Origin of the sequence: Pseudoalteromonas sp. XMcav11-Q (genome assembly GCF_040104525.1) — a bacterium.
Lineage (GTDB): Bacteria > Pseudomonadota > Gammaproteobacteria > Enterobacterales > Alteromonadaceae > Pseudoalteromonas.
Genome location: NZ_JBECOX010000006.1, coordinates 142,795 through 166,849, shown reverse-complemented (window position 1 = coordinate 166,849; position 24,055 = coordinate 142,795). Strand labels below are relative to the sequence as shown.

Annotated in this window: 17 protein-coding genes; 8 read left to right on the top strand and 9 right to left on the bottom strand. The window is 44.4% G+C overall.

All coding sequences use genetic code 11. The features are described from left to right. Positions 1-690: 690 nt before the first annotated feature. Genes ABMY45_RS11910 through ABMY45_RS11895 form a run of 4 tightly spaced genes read left to right on the top strand, consistent with a single transcriptional unit; the run spans position 691 to position 5,251 of the window. Positions 691-1,644, top strand: coding sequence for a Fe(3+) ABC transporter substrate-binding protein (locus tag ABMY45_RS11910; protein ID WP_227387669.1), 954 nt, complete (start codon positions 691-693; stop codon positions 1,642-1,644). Further along, positions 1,644-3,275 (top strand): iron ABC transporter permease, encoded by a 1,632-nt coding sequence (locus ABMY45_RS11905; RefSeq protein ID WP_206472220.1) that lies wholly within the window; start codon positions 1,644-1,646, stop codon positions 3,273-3,275. The genes ABMY45_RS11910 and ABMY45_RS11905 overlap by 1 nt, the downstream gene beginning before the upstream one ends. Beyond that, on the top strand, positions 3,275-4,306 hold the full coding sequence (locus ABMY45_RS11900; protein WP_102057384.1) for an ABC transporter ATP-binding protein: 1,032 nt from the start codon (positions 3,275-3,277) through the stop codon (positions 4,304-4,306). Before ABMY45_RS11905 ends, ABMY45_RS11900 begins: the two co-directional genes overlap by 1 nt. A gap of 30 nt (positions 4,307-4,336) precedes the next feature. Continuing rightward, complete coding sequence (locus ABMY45_RS11895) at positions 4,337-5,251, top strand: Dyp-type peroxidase (protein WP_174169831.1); 915 nt, start codon at positions 4,337-4,339, stop codon at positions 5,249-5,251. A 92-nt stretch (positions 5,252-5,343) separates the two neighbouring features. On the opposite strand, the gene ABMY45_RS11890 is transcribed toward ABMY45_RS11895, so the two are convergent. The 4 genes from ABMY45_RS11890 to argR form a co-directional block, all read right to left on the bottom strand. Then, entirely contained in the window at positions 5,344-10,842 is a 5,499-nt protein-coding gene (locus ABMY45_RS11890) for a DNA repair ATPase (RefSeq protein ID WP_349288915.1), read from the bottom strand. A gap of 70 nt (positions 10,843-10,912) precedes the next feature. Continuing rightward, complete coding sequence (locus tag ABMY45_RS11885; protein WP_102057381.1) at positions 10,913-13,090, bottom strand: SPFH domain-containing protein; 2,178 nt, start codon at positions 13,088-13,090, stop codon at positions 10,913-10,915. Between the two features lie 83 nt (positions 13,091-13,173). Further along, positions 13,174-13,785 (bottom strand): OB-fold-containig protein, encoded by a 612-nt coding sequence (locus ABMY45_RS11880; RefSeq protein ID WP_010606077.1) that lies wholly within the window; start codon positions 13,783-13,785, stop codon positions 13,174-13,176. Positions 13,786-14,200: 415 nt separating this feature from the next. Next, positions 14,201-14,668, bottom strand: a complete 468-nt coding sequence (argR, locus tag ABMY45_RS11875; protein ID WP_010372285.1) for a transcriptional regulator ArgR — start codon at positions 14,666-14,668, stop codon at positions 14,201-14,203. 241 nt (positions 14,669-14,909) lie between these two features. On the opposite strand from argR, the gene mdh reads away from it, so the two are divergent. Beyond that, positions 14,910-15,842, top strand: coding sequence for a malate dehydrogenase (gene mdh / locus ABMY45_RS11870; protein WP_010372282.1), 933 nt, complete (start codon positions 14,910-14,912; stop codon positions 15,840-15,842). A 63-nt stretch (positions 15,843-15,905) separates the two neighbouring features. On the opposite strand, the gene serA is transcribed toward mdh, so the two are convergent. The 5 genes from serA to ABMY45_RS11845 all read right to left on the bottom strand — a co-directional run bounded on the left by serA (position 15,906) and on the right by ABMY45_RS11845 (position 20,715). Next, the gene (serA, locus tag ABMY45_RS11865; RefSeq protein WP_039493776.1) at positions 15,906-17,135 is read right to left on the bottom strand and encodes a phosphoglycerate dehydrogenase; all 1,230 of its coding nucleotides are present in this window, start codon (positions 17,133-17,135) and stop codon (positions 15,906-15,908) included. 11 nt (positions 17,136-17,146) lie between these two features. Then, positions 17,147-17,800 (bottom strand): ribose-5-phosphate isomerase RpiA, encoded by a 654-nt coding sequence (gene rpiA, locus ABMY45_RS11860; RefSeq protein ID WP_130163537.1) that lies wholly within the window; start codon positions 17,798-17,800, stop codon positions 17,147-17,149. Positions 17,801-17,904: 104 nt separating this feature from the next. Then, entirely contained in the window at positions 17,905-18,534 is a 630-nt protein-coding gene (locus tag ABMY45_RS11855; protein WP_010606078.1) for a 5-formyltetrahydrofolate cyclo-ligase, read from the bottom strand. Next, positions 18,531-19,064: a hypothetical protein gene (locus tag ABMY45_RS11850; RefSeq protein WP_010606079.1), complete on the bottom strand. Its 534-nt coding sequence runs from the start codon at positions 19,062-19,064 to the stop codon at positions 18,531-18,533. The genes ABMY45_RS11855 and ABMY45_RS11850 overlap by 4 nt, the downstream gene beginning before the upstream one ends. 139 nt (positions 19,065-19,203) lie before the next feature. Further along, positions 19,204-20,715 (bottom strand): carboxypeptidase, encoded by a 1,512-nt coding sequence (locus ABMY45_RS11845; protein ID WP_349288914.1) that lies wholly within the window; start codon positions 20,713-20,715, stop codon positions 19,204-19,206. 276 nt (positions 20,716-20,991) lie between these two features. Here ABMY45_RS11845 and ABMY45_RS11840 point away from each other — a divergent pair, with 276 nt between their 5' ends. The 3 genes from ABMY45_RS11840 to ABMY45_RS11830 all read left to right on the top strand — a co-directional run bounded on the left by ABMY45_RS11840 (position 20,992) and on the right by ABMY45_RS11830 (position 23,992). Next, positions 20,992-22,221, top strand: coding sequence for a diguanylate cyclase (locus ABMY45_RS11840; RefSeq protein ID WP_010372263.1), 1,230 nt, complete (start codon positions 20,992-20,994; stop codon positions 22,219-22,221). Positions 22,222-22,410: 189 nt separating this feature from the next. After that, entirely contained in the window at positions 22,411-22,749 is a 339-nt protein-coding gene (locus tag ABMY45_RS11835) for a P-II family nitrogen regulator (RefSeq protein WP_010372259.1), read from the top strand. Positions 22,750-22,762: 13 nt separating this feature from the next. Continuing rightward, positions 22,763-23,992, top strand: a complete 1,230-nt coding sequence (locus ABMY45_RS11830; protein ID WP_010606081.1) for an ammonium transporter — start codon at positions 22,763-22,765, stop codon at positions 23,990-23,992. Positions 23,993-24,055: the final 63 nt, after the last annotated feature.

Here is a 24,055-nt window from a genome sequence, read left to right as displayed (position 1 = left end):
TGAACGTGTTGCTTCAAGCTAGGTGTTGCACTGTTAATTGCAACAATTGGCATCTCCTAAGCCACATTTTACCAGTACATCCAATGTACCTTCCTTCCTCATCCTTAACCACCTGCATATCCAATGCAGTAACGTTATCCCTCAACGTTTAGCCTCTCCCCTGAAGCAATCCTTAGGTTCATCATGAACCTTTAATCCCTGTCCTTTAATGTAATCACACCATGTGACATACAATCTCGCTCGCTTTTCCCTATATTCCTTTAAGTGGGTGCTTATCCATTAGCAAATCCTGCCCTGAGCGTATCCTGTGTATCCTCTATCTCTCTTCCTGAGATGTTGTTAAGTATAAGCAGACTAAAAAAAATCGGGAGCAGTGAAATTCAATCTTTTTTGCGTCTTTTTCTGGTAATAATGAATAACTCTTTATTTTTTAATTGGTTACTTTAATTCCGAGTGTTATTTCAGCATGTCTTTACTCAATTTCTGGTAGTTAAGTGAGATATATCTCACAGGTAATTCTCCCGTTTTCTACAACGCTAATTTTATCTTGAGCGTAGTTTCAAATATTCAGGGTGTAAAACGGCACAATTACAGGTAGAATTAGTTGATAATAATTATTGTTTACCTAATGGAGTCTTTATGAAAAAAGCACTTGTTACTATACTGGCAACGCTTACTTGCCTACCAGCAATGGCTGCAGAGGAAGTTAATATCTACTCGTTTAGACAACCTTTTCTGATCCAACCTATTTTGGATGACTTCACCAAGCAAACCGGTATCAAGACCAATGTGGTTTTTGCAAAAAAAGGCTTAATCGAGCGTGTTAAGCGTGAAGGCAAGCATAGCCGTGCCGATCTTGTACTCACTTCAAACTTCAGTGCGCTAATTCAACTTGAAGATGAAAACCTAACACAAGCAATTAACAGCGAAACCGTCACTAAGAATATCCCAGCGAACTTCAGAGATCCTGAAGGCCAGTGGGTTGCGCTTACTAAGCGTGTACGCAATATATATTCTGCAAAAGACCGTGTAGGCAAGTTAGATGCGCTTACGTATGAAGCGCTAGCAGATGAACAATACCGCGGAAAAATATGTACGCGCTCAGGTAAACATCCCTATAACCTTGGTTTAGTGGCCTCTATGATTGCCCATCATGGCGAAGCAAAAACCAAAGAGTGGCTTGAAGGCGTGAAGAAAAACTTAGCTCGTAAGCCTCAAGGTAATGACCGTGCACAAGTCAAAGCGGTAAAAGAAGGACTGTGTGATTTAGCCATCGGAAACAGCTATTATTTCGGTAAGATGATGGAAGATGAGAAACAAAAAGCCTGGGCTGAAGCGGTATATATTAACTTCCCAAATCAACAAGATCGTGGTTCACATATCAACGTTTCTGGTGTTGTCTTGACCAAGCACGCTAAAAATACAGAAAATGCCTTGAAACTCATTGAGTTTATGACCGACAATAAGGCGCAAAATATGTATGCGTCGATGAATATGGAATACCCGGTTAAACCTGGCGTCGAGTTATCGAAACTTGTGGCATCTTGGGGTGAGTTTAAGGAAGACAGCCTACCATTGTCAGAGATCAGTAAATACCGTCCGTTAGCGCTTAAGCTAATCGATGAGGTAAAATTTGACCTTTAATGCAATTATCATTTTCACTGTCTAAATGGCAGAGTTTTGCGTGGCTGATAGGGCTTAGCCTATCAGTCCCGCTGATGTTTTTAATCTTTGAGTCGCTACAACCTGACTCCGAAGTCTTTGCTCACCTTTGGGATACCGTTCTGTGGGATTATGTCCGCAATACGATTTTGCTGATTGTGGGTGTATGCATCCTTTGCGCTTTAATCGCGCTACCACTTGGCTGGCTAACTGCATATTGTGAGTTTCCTGGACGGCGCTTTTTCGAGTGGTCGTTGATGCTACCCCTAGCGATGCCAACCTATTTGATTGCTTACGTGTATACCGATTTGCTAGATTATGCAGGGCCTGTACAAATAGCGCTGCGAGAGTGGTTTGGTTGGCAATCTCCAGACGATTATTGGTTTTTTGATATTCGCACTTTGTCAGGTGCTATCGTGATGATTGCACTGGTGCTTTATCCTTATTTGTTTTTGATTTTTAGAACGGCGCTAAGAGAGCAGTCGTTTAAGCTGGTGCAAGCCAGCCAATTGATGGGCAAGTCGCCTTCACAGAGCTTCTTTAAGGTAAGTTTACCTTTGTCGCGAGGGGCGATTGTGGCGGGGCTGGCACTGATCGCCATGGAAAGCATGGCAGATTTTGCAACCGTACATTACTTTGCTGTGAGCACACTAACCACCGCCGTTTACGATACTTGGTTGGGCTATTATTCACTTACCGCAGCGGCTAAAATTTCAGGCATTATGTTACTGTTTTTATTTTTAGCCCTAACACTGGAGCGAGTGAGCCGCCCAACTCAGGTAGTGCATGAGCGCCAGTCGAGTGTTAACAGTACCACGCTTTATCATCTTAAAGGCGCGCAGGCTTGGCTCGCTAGCGCTTTTTGTTGGCTTATTCTTATTGCGGCTTTTATCGTGCCTACATGGGTGCTTGCAGATTACGCCATTGACTATTTTGAACAAGCTTGGAATGACGATTTTTTCTTGTATGCGTGGCAAAGTTTAAAAATAGCGTTTTGGGTGAGCGTGGTATTAATTATCATGAGCATGCTGGTGGTGTTTAACCAGCGAGTTAGCAGTGGTAAACGGGTCACGCTACCGGGCAAGCTTGCAAGTACCGGATATGCGCTACCGGGCACGGTGCTGGCAATTGCGGTACTTATTCCACTCACTTTATTAGACGACAAGCTAAATGCTTGGCTTGAAGGTACTTCATTTGAGCCTGGTTTGCTGTTCAGCGGGACGATTTTTGCGCTGGTTTTCGCTTACGTTGTACGATTTTATGCGATTGCGCAAGGCGCGGTCGAATCAAGTTATCAGCGGATCAGTCCAAGTCTAGATATGGCAAGTTTTTCGTTGGGTCGCAATCGTTTCAAAACCATGTTATCAATACATTTGCCATTGCTGCGTCGCGGTATTTTAACCGCAGCACTGCTGGTTTTTATTGAGTGTATGAAAGAACTTCCAGCGGCATTGTTATTACGACCCTTTAATTATGAAACACTAGCAACACATGTTTTCCAATATGTGAGTGATGAGCAGCTGGAGTTGGCTTCTGTCTCTGCGTTATTTATTGTGTTGGTTGGTTTAATTCCGCTTTATGTTGTAAACCGTTCTATGGAGCAGCGAAGTTAATGCATAGTTTAGTGCTTGAAAATCTCTCTTATCGCTATGACGGTGAAGCCGTTGTGGATAGCCTAAATCTGACTGTAGAACAAAACGAGATTGTTTGTTTGCTTGGTGCCAGTGGCTGCGGTAAAACGACCACGCTGAAGGCGATAGCGGGCTTGATTGAACCATTTCAAGGCTCGGTGAGTATTTTAGGCAAAGCCATGAATGGTCATGGCACTTTTGTACCTCCACAAAAACGCAATATTGGCATGATGTTTCAAGACTATGCGCTATTCCCACACCTCACTGTGGCGCAAAATGTCGCGTTTGGTTTAACCTCAAAAAGCAAGCGTGAACGTCAAGACCGAGTGGCTGAAATGCTCCATTTGGTGCAGCTGCAAGACTATAGCGACCGCTTTCCACACGAGCTTTCAGGTGGCCAGCAACAACGTGTCGCAATTGCGCGAGCACTGGCGTACAAGCCAAATTTGTTGCTTCTTGATGAGCCGTTTTCAAATATAGATGCTCAAGTGCGGTTTCAGTTAATTAACGATATTCGCCGTATAATCAAAGATCAGCAAGTTTCCGCGATTTTTGTTAGTCACTCGAAAGAAGAAGCTTTTGCTTTTGCTGATCGGTTGGCAATTATGGATAAAGGGAAGATCGCACAAGTGGGCGAGCCGAGAACGTTATTCCAACGACCAAAGAGCAAAATGGTTGCCGAGTTTTTGGGTCAGGGTATTTATATTCCTGCACAGCGAATGAATGGCGCTTCGGTAGAAACCCAATTTGGTGCTGTAAAGTCTCTCGTTGAGCTCGGTAATATCGACGCGAAGGGCGAAATGTATGTGAGGCCACAGCACATTACGTTAGAAAACGCCGAGCTTGGCAGCGTTAAAGTACTCAATCAGCGCTTTATGGGAACAGAGTACATTTATCGTGTTGCATTAGAGGGACAAGAGCTCGAAGTCCCGCATCCAGCGCATGAACCGCTCGACTTAAATCAACCAATCTCTTTAAAAATTAAGGCACATGCTGTAAATTTCTTTTCTTAATAGCAAATGAATAAACGCAGGGAGTAGAGCATGGCGCTTGCCCAATCAGGTGTGTGTGCTGAAGCCAATTTGCACGGCTTACACTTGTTCTTCAATGTGCTTGAAGGACAAGATGAGGCGCTAAGAACGGCGCTCGCCAATTGTGGACGCTTGCAAGAGGAGTTGGAAGATAGATTCTCCGAGTCTATGCTGTCGAGCTTTGTCGCGGTGGGTGCGCAATACTGGCCGCACATTTATCCTGAGTTTATTCCTAAAGAGCTGAAAAGCTTTCCACATATTGTTGAGGCTGAGCACACCGTGCATACCCAGCCTTTTGACTTGCTTTACGTGATCCGCTCCGACCGAGAAGACGTTAATCATATCTTTGCTCAAAGTGTGCTACACATGCTAAATGGCCTAGTCGAAATGGTGGCACATGTGCGAGCTTTTCGTTTCTTAGACGGTCGTGATTTTAATGGCTTTATTTATGGCGCAGACACACCTAGAGGGCGCAATAAGCGAGAAGTTGCACTTGTGCACAACCCGAATGCAGCCGACCATCTTGGTAGTTATATTCACGTACAGCGGGTGAAGTTTGATTTACTGCGTTGGCAGGCGTTGCCGCTCGCTGAGCAAGAGCAATTGATGGGGCGTACACGTCTAGACAATGACCTAATTGAAGATTGCGAACCCTGTAATCATGCAGCATTAACCGAATTGAAAGACCTAAATGGTAATGCGCTACTGCTTAACCAAAGCATGCCATTTGGTGATGTATTTGAACAAGGAAGCTTGTCGCTAAGTTGCAGCGCCAAAGGCGATGCTTTTGAGCAGGTACTAAGAAGCCGATTGGGTGAAGGGGATGAATACGACCCCATATTAGATTATTCCAGTGCCGATATGGGTTCTGCGTTTTTTGCACCCTCACTAGAGTTTTTGGCGGTGATGGCAAAAATGCCGGAGTAAGTTACTTTTTAACCCGAGTTCAGGTTTTTTAGCTTTACATCTCCAAAGCCCATCCATGGGCTTTGACTTGTTTCGCAAGCGTTTTTTTGCCGTTACAACATATACGGGTTTTTCGCAGGTGATCCGTTACTAACACCAGGTCTTGATTGAATATCCTCCAGCTTTTGTAAAATGTCTTTTAGCTGTCGCTGCTGGACTTGTTCAGCGCTTGAGTTTGCTAAGGTATTTGTCAGCAAAGTGGTAACGGCTTCAAGCGCTTTTGTACTGCTATCATCAACGTGATTGTCGACTTGAATATGCGGTTGTGCCACCGCTTCTAAGCGCTCAGACAGGTTTTCAAATAGCGTATTTTGCTGCTGACCTTGTTGACCCAACGCTTGTTGTATTTGCGCTTGGGTGCTGAGTAAGTCATTGAGTTTGCCAAGGTTAGCGAGTAGCTGCTCGTTGTTCGCAGTGCGTTTGATAGCGTTTTGCAGCCCCGCAATTTCTTCTGCGACTTGTTGCTGTGAAGCTATCAATTGCTTTAGCGGTGTAGCGTAAGGTTGCTGCGTTAAGGCCTCACGTAGCTCAGTTAACTGCGTGGCAAACTCTTGCTCGTTAAGCACTTGAGCCAATTGTTGCAACAGCGCACTGTAATCAAAGCTAAGCTGCTCTTTATCGAGTTTAGCGGCGATTTGCGAAAGGGATTTATTGACAAAGCTTAGTTGTTCAACTGCCAATTGCGCAGGGCTTCCTTCGTCGCTATTGCGGTGCAGGCGGGCATATTCGGCCTTGATTTCATGCCAGCGCGTAGCTTCTTCAGCCGTTAAGGTACCGCGTAATTCAGCCAGTTTCAGTAAGTTTTCTTCGCTGCCTTTGCTAAGTGTTTGTGCTTCACCGCGATAGTGATCTTGAATTAGATTTTCAAGTTCACTGTCATTCATAGCAGCAACCACCTTTTCAGCCATCTTATTCATGTTACGGTAACTGCCTTGTAGCTTAAACGGCGGCTCGGTTCGATAGTTATCATCTTGCGCTGCTGAGGCTATATATTGGGCATTTACTTTGAGCACGGTGTTGCGAATGGTGAGCAGCTTTTTCAGTACGCTGACAATTTCATTCACTTGCGCTTGAGAGTAATTAAATTCCAATTCATTGATGGAGATGTCTTCTCCGTCGGCAATGCGTACTAGCTTGTACAAGTCTTCCATACCACGATTGGCAAGTGGCGCGAGCACCGCATTGGAAGTAAGCGTATTTTCAATAAAGCTCATGGCAAATTCTTGTTCGCAGCCACTGAGGGTGTCACCGAGGTTGTAAATATCCGCACGGTTGGCAAGCATATCTGGGATCTTAAAAGATTCACCGGATTCGGTGTAGGGGTTTCCTGCCATCACAACGGCAAATTTTTTGCCTCTCAGATCATAGGTTTTACTGCGGCCATTCCACACACCATCTATGCGTCTTGAGCCGTCACATAAAGAGATGAACTTTTGTAAAAATTCGGGGTTGGTGTGCTGAATATCGTCAAGGTACAGCATCACATTATTGCCCATCTCAAAGCTTTGGTTGATCTTCTCAATTTCTTTTGCGGCGGTCGCGTTGATGGCTTGAGCAGGATCCAAAGAGACTTGGTCGTGACCAATGGATGGACAGTTGACCTTAACAAAGGTGAGTCCTAAGCGGTTGGCCACATACTCTATTAACGTGGTTTTACCATAGCCCGGAGGGGAGATAAGCAGCAACATGCCCATTAAGTCGGTGCGTTTATTGTTTCCTGCAGCCCCTATTTGTTTTGCTAAGTTATCGCCAATAATAGGGAAGTAGACTTTGTCAATCAGCTGGTTACGTACAAATGAGCTTAGTGGTCTGGGTTTAAACTCATCCAATTGCAAGCGCTGCTTTTGTGCCTCAAGCACTTGTGCTTTTAACTGTTGGTACTGTTTGTAGGCCGGAACATGAACCGTGAGATACTCGTTACTACGGGCAAAAAAGTCTGCGTAATCTAGGTGTAGCACTTGGTTCTCGATCCGTGGGTGTTGGCCCATTAAACCTGAGATCTCGGTTTTTATTTCGGCTTCTTTGACTTGGTAGGTGATATCTAACTGGGTGGAAAGCAAAATGCAGTTAGCTGCCTCAAGCAAGGTCTCAGCACTTTCATTTTGCTTACTGCCATAGGCGCGCAGCCAGCTGCTTAACAGGCGGCATTTGTCCGCAAGTTTAGTCAAATGTGTTAATGAGTCTTCAAGCTGTTGCCAGACGCCTTTGGCCTTTGCCATCGAGATAAACTGCTCGCTGGTGTGTTTTGCAGGTGAAGCCAAATCAAATTGTCTCGGCTTGACTTGCTTAGCAAGGGCTTTAATTAAGTAAGTTGCGCTTAACTCGCCTGAAAAGCGGTGTAGCTCGGTTAAATAGCTCGATAAATTTTGTTGGCAAAATGCGGTGATTTTTTCACTTAATTCTTTGCTTAGCTGTTGGCTAAAACTATGGTCATCTAACTTCGTTGCCATCAGCTCTGCTTGTGTGGCCTGAAACGCCAATTCAGCTAGCTCAGCCTTGCTTTGTTGAGTATAAAATAGCTGTGCCGCAATTCGACAGCTGGCAGGGTAGACGAGTAACTCAAGCTGTCGTTTTTGTTTTAGTAAATTTGCTAAGATCAGGCTGGCATCTTGATCATGAATGCCTTTTTCATAGCCTTCTTGATATCGAGGTTCTGCAAATTTTTGTACGATAGACAGTAAACTTCCCTCATCAACGGCAAGTTCTAAATCCGCTAGACTAAAGTCGTTGCCATCTTGCTCTGCAGCCGCTAATACTTGAGCTGCAAGGTACTCGCCTCGATATAAGTGACGATTTTCTGAGATCAGGTTTTGCTGCCAGTATGTGCTTGCGTCATTGAGTTGTTGATTGACCTTGGCGTCAGGAATGGTATCAAAATACTCAGTGCCAGTGAGGTGTAACATCAGCTGTTCACCACGAGGCAGCAAAGTCAAATCAAGGATTTGTTTATTGAAACTAAACGCATGTTTGCCGACTTTAACGGTATTGCCACCATCAATATAAATATCTTGCTTGTCTCGCAAAGCGCGGATCGCTTGATCTTTGCAGGCCTTGAGTTTGGCTTGAATATCATCCGCCTTCACTTCATCGCTTAGGCTTTTTAGCTCTTGCGTTAAATCGCGAAGCTTGCCAATCATAGGATCGGAGGCAAAATAGCTATTGATGTCATCTAAGGTTTTAAAACTTTGCGAGCGTCGCGTCACCCCCTGTAAAATCCGCTCTGCTGCGTTTGCTAGGCTCAGCGCGCGGCGCTGTCTTTCGTCAATGAGCTGCTGTTTGTGCGCCTCAAAGCTTTCATAAACGTCATCACGTTTAGCCAAGATCTCTGTTAAAAATTCATCATACTGACTAAATTGAGACTCGAGCTCTTCTAATTGAATGAGTAAGCGAGATAGTTGGTCGTCACATTGCTCTGGGGTTTTGGCAGCGCTTAGACCGCTGGTAATACTTTGGCTGAAAAGCTTAAAACGAGCCGCAAATTCGGCTTTTGCTTCAACACTGCCCACGCTCTTTTTCTGGATTTCTAACGCTGCTTTGGCGCGGTTTACTTGACCATAAATGGCGCTGACATCTTCCAAAATTTTAGTGCGAATGCGGCTATCGTCAATATCGAGATCCAGCATGGTATGGTTGAGCAAATCAAGTTCAGCGCTTAAGGTTTCCAAGGTCGCCAAAAAGCCGTTAAGCTCGGTGACACTCTCTGTTTGCGCTCTGGCTTGCTCTAAGGAGTCTAGCTGCTCGTAGTAGGGCGCCAAAGCACTATCTTGCTGCAAAAACTCCGCGGTTTTATGGCTTAAGCTTAAGGTTTGCTCATCAACCTGCTGCTGCATGGCAGATAGCGCGTCAAGATTGATATACTTCACTTCTTCAAGGCTTATCACTTTGCCTTTTAAGCGTTTGAGAGATTCTAAGCTCTGAACGAATTGCTCTGCTGTTTTAAAGCTATCTGGTCTCACCTCGCGAAGCACATCTTGCATGGCTTGCTCTATTTCGGTTTCTGCGCGCCGAGCGTCGGCCTCAATTTGGCTTACCTTTTCAAATTCGTCTAGTACCTGCTCCGAGGTTTCAAAAATTTCATGTAGTTTTGCTGTGACATCTGCAAAGTCCGCTTCAGCAAGCCAATGATAGCGGTCTAAAATACTGCGGGTGAGAGCAATTAAATCTTCATAATGAAAGACTGTGGGGCTTTGTTCATTAATGGCCTTGAACACACTGTATAAATCAGAGATTGCGCGTACTAAATCCGGGTTGCCGATCCGGCCAAATATGCCTGTTGCGCGAGGGGCTTGTGCGGCAAACTCGCTGCCACAAAATGGGCTTTGCCAGATTTGAATAGGGTGCACGCGCTCAGGCTCAGGCTCTGCTTTAAAGGTTAGCGCTAAGCCATCGTCATAAATTCCATAGCCATGACAATAAATAGGATTTTGCAGGTTTTTCTCAATAATATTGTAAGAGAAAAGTGCGTAGCGACCCTCGTTTGGTTCGTAGAAGATATACAGTACATCTTCACCATTGGGTGATTTGATCTGGCGATGGAAAATTAAATCGTCCAGTTGGTCGTCAAAATAGCGTGTTTGCCCAGATTGTAAATAATAGCCACCAGGAAAAATAATTCCCTGGTTCTCAGGTAATTGAACACAGGCACCACCCAATGCATCTTGGCGCAATACCTGCTGGGTGCGGCAATTATAAATAAAATAACGCCACTGTTTTTCTCGGTAGGGAAGTAATTTTAACAACACCATTTCGCCAACTTCGGCAAAACGTAAATCGCAATCTGCGAGTGATTGACTGGCGTCATCAACGGCTTCTTGATAAATACCTTCACCGCTTTGGGTATTGTTTTCTATTTTTACGGTGAGTTTGCCACTCGATACTTCAATAAATACTTTGTCGTTTACATTAATATGTGGGTGACGGCCTTCGACGTGATCGGCGCGATCGGTTTTTTGCCATTCAAAGTCAAAGTTTTCCACTTCGCCTAGGTCACGCTCTCCTCGATTATCAATATAATCTAAGGTGTCATCTTTGGCGATTTGCCAGCGGAACACACGAACATCGGAGAGTTTTTCGCCAATCTGAAATAGCGCAAAGAGCTTGTTTGATTTAACAAATAGGTGTTGTAGCCGGGTGTCTTTGTAATACGTGTATAGTTCATCAAAGTCCCGTAAGAAACGCTGGTCAGTGAGGAATTTGGTTTCTTGCGGATAAGGTTCTATTTCGTAGTGGTCTTCTTGCAAGTGTAGCTTTTGTACGGTGAATACATCGCTGACTTGGGTATTTTGTTTAAGCCCCATAAAGACATTATAAGCAAAGATAAGCTTGTCGCCGATCAGTACGATGTCGCGCGGTACGCAGTTATGCTCAGTACGAACTCTTGCTCGACCTTTCACTTTAAGCTCGGTGCTGCCAAAAGTATCAACACGCTGTTGGTTGAGTTTATCTATTTGACTTTTCAGTTCGCTGCCAAAGTTACTAAGTCGGCGTTTAATCAGTTGATAAGAGTCTTGTTCGAGCGTTCGCTCTGGCGCTTGTTGCGTTGCTTCCGTCATTCTTTGCTTTCCTATGTGCGCTGTCGCAAATGGGGGAGAGGAGCCAAGCAGATTGACTCCTCAGGGTTAATTACTCTAGTGGTTCGCTTTGTTTACTGCCATTTAACGAGCCGCCAAGTAACTTGAGTAGCTGCTGTTTGTCCGCATCTGAGCTATTGCTTAGTTGTTGGAAGAACTTACTCATGTTGATGTTTTTTAGCGTTTCCGACGACGCATTTGCACCAGCCAACACCCCTTTTAGGTCGTCCATCAAATTACGCTCACCGTTTAGGTGATCTTTAAATACGGTTTGTACCGTCTTACTTTCGCCGACTAAGCCGTCAATTGACTTGCCCACTGTGATGGCATTCATAAACTGGTTAAAGAACTGGCCGTCGCCGCCCATAAAGTTGATATCAGCACCGCTTAGTGCTTTACCTAATACTTCAGCCTGACTTGCAGAAACTTGTTTGTTTGCCTCGATACTCGCAAGCGTCAGCTCTTTCTGTTGATTTAGCTGTAGTGTAAAGCCTTCGTATTCACGGGCGTCTTTATCCATCTTATTAAGTGCTTCCAGCTTCTCTGTAAGACCTTTGGCTTCTGCTGACATCTTACGCTCAAGGTTGATAGCTTCTGCTTCACCTTGTTTTTCAATTGCTTCAGCCATTGCTGATTGAACCTCAGCTTCTGCTAAACCAATTTCACGTTTGCCTTGTGCCTCGGCTTCACTTTGCTTCTTGGTTGCCTCTGCCATTGCAGCTTGTACTTCGGCTTCGGCGCGGCCAATATCACGTTTGCCTTGTGCTTCGGCTTCTAGTTTTTGCTGTAGCACTTTAGCGTCTGTTTCGCCTTGTATCGCACTAGCAGTTGCTTTTGCCTTGATGATATCTGCTTCTGCAAGACCAGGCGCAGCCGCTTCAACTTGGGCAGCTTCGGCAAGAATCTTCTTCGACTCTGCGGTTTGGTTCGCAATACGTAGTTCTGCTGCGGCCATTTTTTCCATTTCACGGGCTTTAAATTCGGCAGCTTGCTCTTTAGCTTTAGCCGCTTCAATATCTTTAACCAGCGCTTCTTCGGCCTCAGCTTGAGCAAGAATAATTTTCGCTTGCTTCTCACGCTCGGCTTCAGCAATACATTGCACGTCTTTGATGCGCTCTTGTTCCTCGGCAACGGTTTTCTCTACGGCAACCCGTTCACGCTGAACATCGGCGATTTCTTTTTGCTCGACTTCCAGTGCTTTGGCTTTTTGGATACGTAAAATTTCGGTTTCGCGTTCGCGTTCGATAATTTCAATTTGGCGAGAACGCGTGACTTTTTCTTCTTCTATGCCGAGTAAGCGAAGGCGATTTTGCTCTGCAACATCGATTTCGCGTTGTTTGTTGTGTTCTGCAATTGCAATTGCTTCGTCTGCTTTGAGGCGTGCTTCTTCGGCTTTTAAGCGCTCTTCATGCTTAACACGTTCAGCTTCAGCGGCTTCACGAGCGCGCACTGATTCGATTTCACGGCGCTGTCTCGCGCTGGCATCTTCTCGTTGACGCTCGACTTCTGCGGCTTTTTCAAAGGCTGCTTGGTTTTGGTTGTCGATTTGCGCTTTTTCATCGCATTTAAGTTGGTTAGTTTCCACGTTTTGGCGCGAGGTTTTTTCGGTAATACGGCGAATACCTTCAGCGTCAAGAATGTTATTTGGATCTAACTTTTCGATAGAGGTTTGTTCAAGATAATCAATCGCCACATCCTCTAACGTATAGCCAGATAAATCTTGTCCAATCACTTCTTTAATAGAATCTCGGAACTCATTACGATGTGTAAATAGCTCCTCAAAATTCATGCGCTTACCAACGGTTTTCAAGGCTTCGGAGAATTTTGCCTCAAATAATGCTTGTAAGGTTTCTGGTGCAGATGCGCGGGCACAGCCAACTTGTTTCGCAACACGTAGGATATCTTCTTTGTTTTCATTTACGCGAATGTAAAAAGTAATGGCGATGTCAGCACGGATATTATCTTTACAGATCAGGCCGCTGTTTTCACGACGCTCTAATACCATGCGATTAGTTGAAATATCCATGACTTCCATTTTATGGATCACAGGTAGTACGATGCCGCCCGTTGTCGTAACATCAGGTTCGTTTTTCATCTTGTTGATGATCAGTGCCTGACCTTGTTCAACCTTGCGGTAGAACTTTCCAATCAGAAGTAGAATGGCAAAAATAATGACGATGGATATACCCACGATTGTGAGCACTGGTCCGAGGTTGTTTAGAAATTCCATGTTTTTTCCTGCGTTGCGCTATGTTGTTTGAGTTGGTATTAGCTGTATCAACTCGTTCCTAAATTCCGTTATTTTCTGTATTATTACCAAGGTTTAGCCACAATAGTGTAGCTATGTGTAAGGGGGTCGTGTTCGATAAGTAAGGCACTGTCTCCTAGTGTGAAGGTGTTATCTTCATCCGAGCGTACTTCAATGAGTTGATCCGTTCCTTGAATATATACTCGGGCTTGGCCAAAAGTGTTACTGACTCTTGATGTTGCAATGACGCATTCGAGCCCAACCAGCGCTTGCTTCGATGTGGTTTCTTGGCTTTCGAAAAAGCGCCGTAATGGCCGTACAATCACGGCGGTTAGTGGTAGTGCAACAATGAGGCTGACGAGCATAAATGCCGTTCCCACCAGGTAGTAAAAAATGCCATTACCTAGTAGGTAAGCAAAAAATTGTTGTACATAAATACTGACAATCCAGCCCAGCGCGATGATTAGGCTCAGTGAAATACTCACTGGGACGCCACCAAAAGCAACCTCCCAAAAAGAACCAGAACTTGCGCCTTCGGCTTCAATATCAACATCGCCTTCTAAGATATCGATATCAGCAAAACCGAGTAAAGCAATTAACCAGAACAATAGCACTATGAGTAATAGTGTTGAAAAAATAACAGTGGGAAACGTAAATACAGTATTTAAAAATTCCATTGTTGCTCCTTGACTCCTTGCTTTTCCTTTTTAAGTGGTTAAGTAAGCAAGTAAACTGGCCCACTCAACGTCATCAGGCGCTTTTTGGGCCTATCAAAGCGGTGAGTTCCGCATCATAGGATAGTGAGATGAATGAGTGAAAAGAATAGCGTGCGTGTCCGATGGGTTATCGACATCGCAGGAAACAAGTCCGAGAAGCTAGTCAATCAGCTTAAAAACTATCCATGCGTAGTGAGAAAAATCTCACCTTGCGTTTCTAAAGTTGCCACACAAGGACATATTATGTCAAACATTTTTTTGCTGTAAAGATAAGCAGTTTATTCTGTTTATTGTGATAGTGGGAAAGCGTGTTTGTTGGGAGGAAAGTACCAGAGTAAGTGCTAACTTGTGAGTTAGCACCGATAAAAATAATAGACTAAACGTTATCGAACAGGGTTTTTACTTTATCTAAAGTAACGTCGATTTCAGATACTTTGGCAGGGGCAATAAAAATCGTGTCATCGCCAGCGATGGTACCTAATACGCCGTCTGCGGTGCCTAATGAGTCAAGTAGTCTCGCAATTAACTGTGCAGCACCAGGACTGGTTCGAATAATAATCATCATTTCGTTGTGCATAATATCAACGACTAACTGACGCAAAGGGCTTTTTGCTGTTGGCACGCTCATTTCTGCGGGTAAACAGTAAACCATTTCTTGCTTAGCATTACGTGTACGTACAGCACCAAACTTGCTCAGCATGCGCGATACTTTACTCTGACTGACGTTGTCAAAACCTTGTTGTTTTAGAGCATCAACAATTTCACCTTGAGAGCCAAAGTTTTCTTCTTTTAAAATGGCTTTAAATGCTTTGATCAGTGCTTCTTGTTTTTCTTGCGGCTGCATAGTCTGTCTTCTTTTACGGCTAATCTTTAAATTCTACACAAAACCACCGAGATTCCCAAATTTGCGCGACCAAAATGGCAGTCGTAAAGCATAAGTGGACAAAGTGTCGCGATCTTTACACTTTTATTTAAGACATTAGTCAAAAAATCTCGAAAATAACCGTGATTAATTTGTGTTTAACAGCGCTTTTCATTATCTTTACTGCACACTCAATTCCACCTTCAAATTATGGAGAATTCAAATGAAAGTTGCTGTATTAGGTGCCGCTGGCGGTATCGGTCAAGCTCTATCTTTATTGCTTAAAAATGGTCTTCCAGCTGGCTCGGAGTTAGCGCTTTATGACGTTGCACCTGTTGTACCTGGTGTTGCAGTTGACTTATCTCACATCCCAACTGCGGTAAAAGTAGCGGGTTATGGTAAAGACGACCTAGACCCAGCTCTTGCAGGTGCTGACGTAGTGCTTATCCCTGCTGGTATGCCTCGTAAGCCTGGTATGGACCGTGCTGACCTTTTCAACGTTAACGCAGGTATCATCAAGACACTTGCTGAAGGTATCGTTAGAAGCTGCCCTAAAGCACTTGTTGGTATCATCACAAACCCAGTAAATGGCACGGTACCAATCGTTGCTGAAGTGTTCAAAAAAGCAGGTACTTATGATCCAGCTCGCGTATTCGGTGTAACAACCCTTGACGTTATCCGCGCTGAAACCTTCATCGCAGAGCTTAAAGGTCTAGACGTTGCTGAAGTTAAGATCCCAGTAATTGGTGGTCACTCAGGTACTACAATTCTACCTCTACTTTCTCAAGTTGAAGGTGTTGAGTTCACTGACGAAGAAGTTGCTGCACTAACGACTCGTATCCAAAACGCGGGTACTGAAGTGGTTGAAGCTAAAGCGGGTGGCGGTTCAGCTACACTTTCAATGGGTGCAGCAGCAGCACGTTTCTGCTTCTCACTAGTGAAAGGTCTACAAGGTGAAGAAGTACTTGAGTACGCATACGTTGAAGGTAACACAGGCGATGCAACATTCTTTGCACAGCCAGTTATCCTTGGTAAAAACGGTGTAGAGAAGTTACTTCCTTACGGTGAGCTAAGCGCGTTTGAGCAAAAAGCAAAAGACGACATGCTAGCGACACTTGAAAAAGACATCAAAGAAGGTGTTGATTTCATGGCGTAAGCCAGATTGATATAAAAAAACCAGTCGCCTCACAGTGACTGGTTTTTTTATGTGTGATTATTCTTAGTGAAGAATACGTGCTCTGATAGTTCCTTCAACTGCACTTAACTCTTTCAACGCCACTTCAGAGTGGTCGCTATCGACGTCGATAACCACGTAACCAATAGATTCATCCGTTTGTAGGTATTGCGCCGCAATATTGATACCGTGCTGAGCGAACGCTTGGTTGATTTGTGTTAGTACGCCTGGGCGGTTTACGTGTACGTGTAATAAACGACTTCGGTTTGATAATTCAGGTAGAGAAACCTCTGGGAAGTTCACTGCCGTGACTGTTGAACCGTTATCTGAATACTTCGCCAACTTACCCGCGACTTCCACACCGATGTTTTCTTGTGCTTCTTGGGTAGAACCACCGACGTGTGGTGTTAGCAGTACATTGTCAAACTCGCGTAGTGGTGAGACGAATTCTTCATGATTAGATTTTGGCTCAACGGGGAATACATCAATAGCAGCGCCGGAAAGCTTCTTGGCCGCCAATGCTTCAGCTAAGGCGTCGATATCAACAACCGTTCCACGTGATGCGTTAATTAGGATTGCGCCTTGCTTCATCACTTCAATTTCAGCCATGCCGATAAGGTTTTTGGTCTGTGATGTCTCCGGTACATGCAAACTGACCACGTCCGCTCTTTGTAACAATTGCGTAAGCGTGTGTAACTGCGTTGCGTTGCCGAGCGTGAGCTTATCTTCGATGTCATAAAACTCGACGTTCATCCCGATATTCTCAGCCATAATGCCAAGCTGGGTGCCAATGTGACCATAACCAATAATACCTAGCGTTTTACCACGAGCTTCGTATGAACCGTCGGCAGATTTATCCCACTCACCGCGATGCGCCTTTGCGTTACGCTCAGGAACACGGCGCAATAACAAGAGAATTTCACCTAGTACGAGCTCAGCCACAGAGCGGGTGTTAGAAAATGGTGCGTTGAATACGGCGATACCACGTTTTTTAGCGGCATCCAAATCCACTTGGTTGGTGCCGATGCAGAAACAGCCAACAGCGACCAGCTTTTCAGCCTGTTCTAATACTGCTTCCGTAAGGTGGGTACGTGAGCGGATCCCGACAAAGTGAGCATCTTTGATCCGCTCGATCAGCTCAGGCTCCGGTAAGGATGTTTTAACGTAGTCTATGTTGCTATAACCGTTGCGCTTTAGTGTCTCAACGGCGCTTTGGTGCACGCCTTCTAACAACAAAATTCGAATTTTATCCTTTGATAACGAAACCTTGCTCATCTGTAATCTCACTAGTTGATTTTAGGCCCTTCTGGAGTGCCTGTTATTACAACGTCAGCGCCACGCATGGCAAATAAGCCATTAGTCACGACGCCAACAATCTGGTTAATTTTTTCTTCAAGCGCTTTTGCTGCGCTAATTTCTAGGCCATGCACATCAAGAATGACATTGCCGTTATCAGTGATAACGCCTTGGCGGTAAACCGGATCGCCACCTAATTTTAGTAACTCTCTTGCCACGTAACTACGCGCCATTGGGATCACTTCAACAGGTAGTGGAAATGCGCCTAGCGTCTCAACATGCTTTGTATTATCAACGATACAAACAAATTTCTTGGCAACGGCTGCAACGATTTTCTCGCGCGTCAGTGCTGCGCCACCGCCTTTTATCATTTCATTGGTGCTGTTGATTTCATCTGCGCCATCAACATATACCGCAAGCTCTGACACATCGTTTAGCTCGAAAACTTCAATACCAAGTGCTTTTAGCTTCTCTGTTGAAGCTTCAGAGCTTGATACTGCCCCTTTGATTTGATCCTTGATACTGCCAAGCGCATCAATAAAGTGGTTTACCGTTGAGCCTGTACCAACCCCAACAATGGTGTTTTCTTCTACATAGTTCAAAGCTGCCCATGCCGCGGCTTTTTTCATTTCATCTTGAGTCATAACGCTACACTTAGTTGTCATTGAAGTTGTATGGAGTATAACTCAATCAAAGTGTCAGCGTCATGGTCAAAAGCGCCTCAAAATGCGCTTAACTATTTGCCTGCTCAATTATTTTTTGGCCAAGTGTATAGTTGGGTTGGAGTGAGGATAGTTGGGAGCGGTACATCCCAAGCTGCTGTTGGTAAGCTCGGAACTTGCTGGCAATCATGAGCAAGGCCAACAAGTGCTGGTTTAGCTCGCTGCTCAGCGTAGTGTAACGCTAAAGTTCTATCGTAGTACCCACCGCCCATACCGAGGCGATTACCTTGCTCATCAAAAGCAACCAGAGGCATCAAAAGTAAATCCAGTGATGCAAGCGGTGCCACAGCTGAACAATCTAACTTAGGTTCCAAGATAGCATAGCGATTTGCCTTCATGGGTGAGTTTTTTTCATACTTCTGGAAGAGTAAATTTGCAGGGTTGAAGGGATGGATTACGGGTAAGAAAACCTGGTGATTTTTATCCCAAAGCGATTGAATTAAAAGGGATGTATCTAGTTCGCCATCGTTTTGAATATAGACCCCTATATTGGCATTTTTTGGGAGGTTTATTTGTTGAAAAAAATTAATGTTGAGGTGTGCCGCGGCTGTCTTCTGTTGCTCTGCTGATAGCGAGTTTCTTGCGTTTCTAATCATTTTTCTCAAATCAGCACGAGTAACTTGAGATTTATTTATGTTGTTATTAGTTTTATTCATTCTAACGCGAGCCACTCAGGGAAAAACAAACTTACACCAAGCAGAATAAATAAAATAATTAATACAGCGAGCAGATAATATAGCCAAGTTTTAGATTTAGCCGGAGGGCTAGGCTCAAAGTCCAGCTCATCGAATAGCTCCTTCGTCTCCCACTCTTCGTCAGTTGTATCTTCAATTTCAGTATGAGCGGTTGGTGCTACGCGTTGCTCAAGTTCTTCTAATCGCTCTTCGATACGTATTAGACTGCTTGTGATGTAATCCAGCGCTTCAAATACGCGCTCTTGATCTGCGTTAGTTGGGGTAGCGGCTGTTTGGCTTTGTAGCTTGGCGTTGATCCCCGCGCTTGCAAGTAATTTTACCTGTTTTAGCGCTTTGGCTTTATCTGCAGGAGCAAACAAGTTCTTGCCAGCGTAAAATTGCTGGATCTTTGAGGGTGAGGTTTTCAACCTGTCTGCCATCGCGATAGCGGCGCTTTGTTGATCCTTACCGTCGGCCATGCCAACGAAGACGACTTTAAACTGCTCGTTCATGGTGCGTGCCTAAGTTGTAGAGAGATAGTATTGAGTATATCTAGATTATAGGTAACTGTAGAAGGATAAAAGGAAATTTTTACAACCCGGTGAGCATTAAGATAAGTGACCGCTTGCGCGGCCACAATGGGTTGGGAATTTAGTAAAGCGCTGACTGATCTGCTTTGGGTGTTGTTTTTAAGATAAAGTCGCGGAGATCTTCGTTCGATTTTTGTAAATCTTCATGGCGCAGGTACATCATGTGTCCGGAGCGATAACCTTTAAAGCTTAAGCGATCACGCATTTTTCCGCTCGGATCGAGTTGCCACATATTGTACTTGGCATCAAAGTAATTCGTTGCGCCATCGTAGTAGCCAGACTGGATCATCACGTTTAGGTAAGGGTTTTGTGCCATCGCTAATCGTAATTGTTCACCGACATTATTATCGCTGCTATCCCAAGGGTGAACTGAACCAAACATATTATATTTTACATCGGTTTTATAGTTGAGTTCTGTAGCGAAGTAATGATTAATCGCTGGCGTAAATGAGTGCAACCAAGAGGTCAGCTCAGGCCAATAATCAGGGCGAGAACCAGCGTCTCTTTTATCAATACCAAGATAGCGTGAGTCCAACCGACCTAGGGTATAGCCACGCTCACGCAATAGCTCTTTCCAAAATGCCGTAGTAGGAATATCTAGGTTGTTTCGAGCTACAAAGCGCTCGCTTAAGCCACTATATTTAGCAACGGCCTGTGTCACACTTTGCTTTTCTTGGGCACTGATAAATGCGCCTTTGGCGAGTGCGGGAAGATACTGATCAACCGTATATTGTTCAACCTCTGCAAGTACTTCGAGTAAATCTTTATTTTGCAATTCAGAAGACAGCGCTTTGTGGTACCAAGCGGCGGCAGCGTAATACGGTAAACGGTTTGCCACTTCAACCGGACCTTCTCGTTTAATGCCGATTTCTGTAGGAGATACCAACACCACGCCATTGAGATAAAGCCACTGATTGTTTTGCATCGCGTGCGCAAGACCTGACACTCGAGTCGTGCCGTAGCTCTCACCAATCAGGTACTTAGGAGAAAGCATACGCTCATTGCGATGAATAAATGTATTGAGCCATTCGGCTAAGTACTTCACGTCCGCGTTGACGCCAAAAAACATCTTTGTTTGTTCGGCTTTACTCGGATATTTACCTTCAGCATTTTTGAGTACGCGAGAATAACCTGTGTTGACTGGGTTTACATAAACAATATCGGCAACATCTAGCACTGAATATGGGTTGTCTTTCAAGCCGTAAGGTTGCAGTGGATATCCTTCGTCATCAATTTTTAATACTCTTGGGCCTGTATAGGCAATGTGCATCCACACGGAAGCAGAGCCCGGACCACCGTTAAATGAGATCAGCAGCGGACGTTTGCTCATATCTTTGATTTTTGTGCGCTTGTAGTAGGTGTAATGCAACGTTGCAACTGCGTCGCCGTTTTCATTCCACACCGGCTGCGTGCCTGTTGTCGCGGTGTAGTTAATACGTTCACCTTTTATTTCGGCTCGATGCTCAGTTGTTATTTTATGATCTATCTCAATTGCGCGGTTGTGCTCTTCAGCTATGCTTGGTGCTGAGAGTAGGGCACAACTCACGAGCAATAGTGGTAGTAGTTTTTTCATTGCTTCCTCGATATTGCATTAGGTATGTCTGCATTAAAGAAGTATTTCATCTGAAATTCAAAGCCGTTGAGACAAACTCAACAAAAAAAACGGCAGGTTTGAAAAATAGGCTGTTGTAACCTCGTTTATCGAAAAGTAACGAATTTGAGCCGATTTGGTTTTTTTTAGTGCAAGATTCGCGTATATTTAATACTTAATTATGTAGTAATAAAGTATTTAGCCTCATTAAATTCTTGTTTCACTGCGCTTCTCGTTGTACTTAAGAGATCTCAATCCATGCAAAGAATTTTAATTGTTGAAGACAGTAAAGTCGTACAACAGGTATTGCGACACCTTGCTGCTCAGCATCTAGATGTCGAAATCGATTTTGCTTGGTCCCTCAAGGAAAGTAAGGACTTCTTAGCACAGCACCAATATACATTGGCGCTGGTAGATTTAACGCTGCCCGATGCGATGGACGCAGAGGTCGTGCAGCTCACGCTTAGCCACAAAATACCCACCGTGGTGTTGACCTCAAAAATAGATGAATATAGCCGCCAGCAAATGCTTGAAATGGGTGTGGTGGATTATGTGATTAAAGATAACCGCGATTCATACCTATACGCGGTCAAGTTAGCATCTAGACTATTGAGAAACCAAGGTTGCAAGGCGCTGATCGCCGATGATTCTGTGATTAGTCGAGCGGTAATGAAGCAGATGCTTGAAAAGCAATTATTTACAGTGCTTGAGGCGCAAGATGGCGAACAGGCATTGGAGATGTTGCTATCTGACCATGAAATTAAGCTACTGCTGACGGACTTTGCGATGCCGACGATGGATGGCTTTGAGTTGGTAAAATCCGTTCGTAATAGTCGTGGACGAGATGAGTTGGCGATTATTGGTCTGTCTGGCGCAGGAAGTCATGGTTTGTCAGCAAAGTTTATCAAATACGGCGCCAATGACTTTTTGGCAAAACCTTTTATGAGTGAAGAGTTTCATTGTCGTATCATGCAGACGATGGAACAGCTCAATTTGATCGCAGAAATCAAAGAATATGCGCATCGAGACTATTTAACAGGGCTTTATAACCGCCGCTATTTTTGTCAGCAAGCAGAGCGTTTAATCAAGAACAAACCGAGCCAGCATATATTGGCATTGTTAGACCTCGATCACTTTAAGTCTATTAATGATCAATATGGCCATGAAAGCGGTGATGATGTACTTAAACAAGTTGCTGATTTACTGCGTAGTGCATTTGGTCACTACATTGTCGCACGTATCGGTGGGGAAGAGTTTGCTTTGCTTATTCCAAGCTCAGATATGAAGATGGCAAAGCACATGCTAGAAGACTTTAGAGAGCGCCTTGCACAGCAAGCATTCAAAATTCCTGAGGGTAAGCATTATTGCACCATCAGTATTGGCCTCGCGGCTTGCCAATCAAAGAGTTTAAGCGAAGTAATGCGCAAGGCAGATAAGGCGCTCTACAAAGCGAAGGACAAACAACGAAATTGCGTTATCGCGCATTAGCTTTTCGTTATTTGGGTGTTTATGCACCAATTCAGTTCAGACTTAATATCAATGCACCTAGATGGTGCATTTTTTATGCGTGAAATTCCACCTCTCACTTTAATTCATTGTTAATTAAGGAATAAAAAATTTGGCATAAAGGTTGGATTACTGCATACAACAGGATCAACTGTCCTAAGGGGACTCAGCATGAAAATGATAAGTGCAATAATAAAACCATTTAAGCTTGATGAGGTACGTGAAGCGTTAGCCGATCTAGGGATTGAAGGTATGACGGTTGTTGACGTTAAAGGGTTTGGACGTCAGCGCGGTCATACCGAACTGTATCGCGGTGCAGAATATCAAGTCGATTTCATTCCAAAAATAAAAATAGAAATTGCGACATTAAGCGAAAACGCCGAGCGCGTTGTGGAAACGGTTACAAAGGCTGCGTTCACTGGAAAAATTGGTGACGGAAAAATCTTTGTTTACGACTTAGACCAAGTTGTTCGGATCCGTACCGGCGAACTTGATGAAGAAGCCATTTAAGGGGAGCCGAACAATGGAAAATACAATAATAGAACTAAAATTTTCATTAAATACCTTTTACTTTTTGATCTCTGGTGTCTTAGTTATGTGGATGGCTGCCGGATTCGCTATGCTTGAAGCGGGATTAGTACGCTCAAAAAATACCACTGAAATCCTTACCAAGAACGTCGCACTGTACGCCATTGCTTGTACTATGTATCTGCTTATTGGTTACAACATCATGTATGTCGATAATGCCGAAGGTGGGGTTTTACCAAGTCTCGGTGCGCTCATTGGCAGTGCAGCTGATGATGCCGACCATGCACTGCAATCCGACTTTTTCTTCCAAGTGGTATTTGTTGCAACGGCTATGTCAATTGTCTCTGGCGCTGTTGCCGAGCGTATGAAATTGTGGGCGTTTTTAGCATTTTGTGTGGTGTTAACTGGTTTTATCTACCCGTTAGAAGGCTATTGGACGTGGGGCGGTGGTTTCTTATCTGAGCTTGGCTTTGTTGACTTTGCCGGTTCAGCCATTGTGCATGGTGCCGGTGCTGCTGCGGCACTAGCGGGTGTTCTGTTACTTGGTGCGCGCAAAGGAAAATATGGCAAAAATGGTGAGATTTACCCAATTCCTGGTTCCAACATGCCACTGGCTACACTAGGCACCTTTATTTTGTGGATGGGATGGTTTGGCTTTAACGGTGGCTCTCAACTGTTCCTTGCCGACAAAGAAAATGCCATCGCGGTCAGCCAAATCATGCTAAATACCAATGCGGCGGCGGCGGCAGGTGCGGTTGCTGCACTGTTGGTGTGTAAATTAATGTGGGGCAAGGCGGATTTAACTATGGTACTTAATGGTGCGCTAGCAGGTCTGGTGACTATTACCGCTGAGCCTGCCTCTCCAACACCTGTATTAGCGCTTATTCTCGGTGCCATAGGCGGTGCATTGGTGGTGTTTAGTATCGTTGCACTAGATAAGGCAAAAATTGATGATCCTGTCGGTGCTATCTCTGTTCACGGTATATGTGGTGCGCTAGGTGTGATGATGGTGCCATTTTCAAACTCAGACGCTACTTTCCAAGGTCAGGCTGTGGGACTTATCACTATTTTAGGTTTTGTTTTCATTGCTTCTTATATTGTCTGGAGTGTATTGAAAGCGAGCATGGGGATCCGCGTTGGCGAAGAAGAAGAACTAAGCGGTATGGATCAACATGATTGCGGCGTAGATGCCTATCCCGAGTTCGTGACAGTTCGCGGACAATAATACCAATTTGGCTCTCAGTCAATATTGTAAAGTTCTCGTTGTCTAAACAAAGTGAGTCCAACA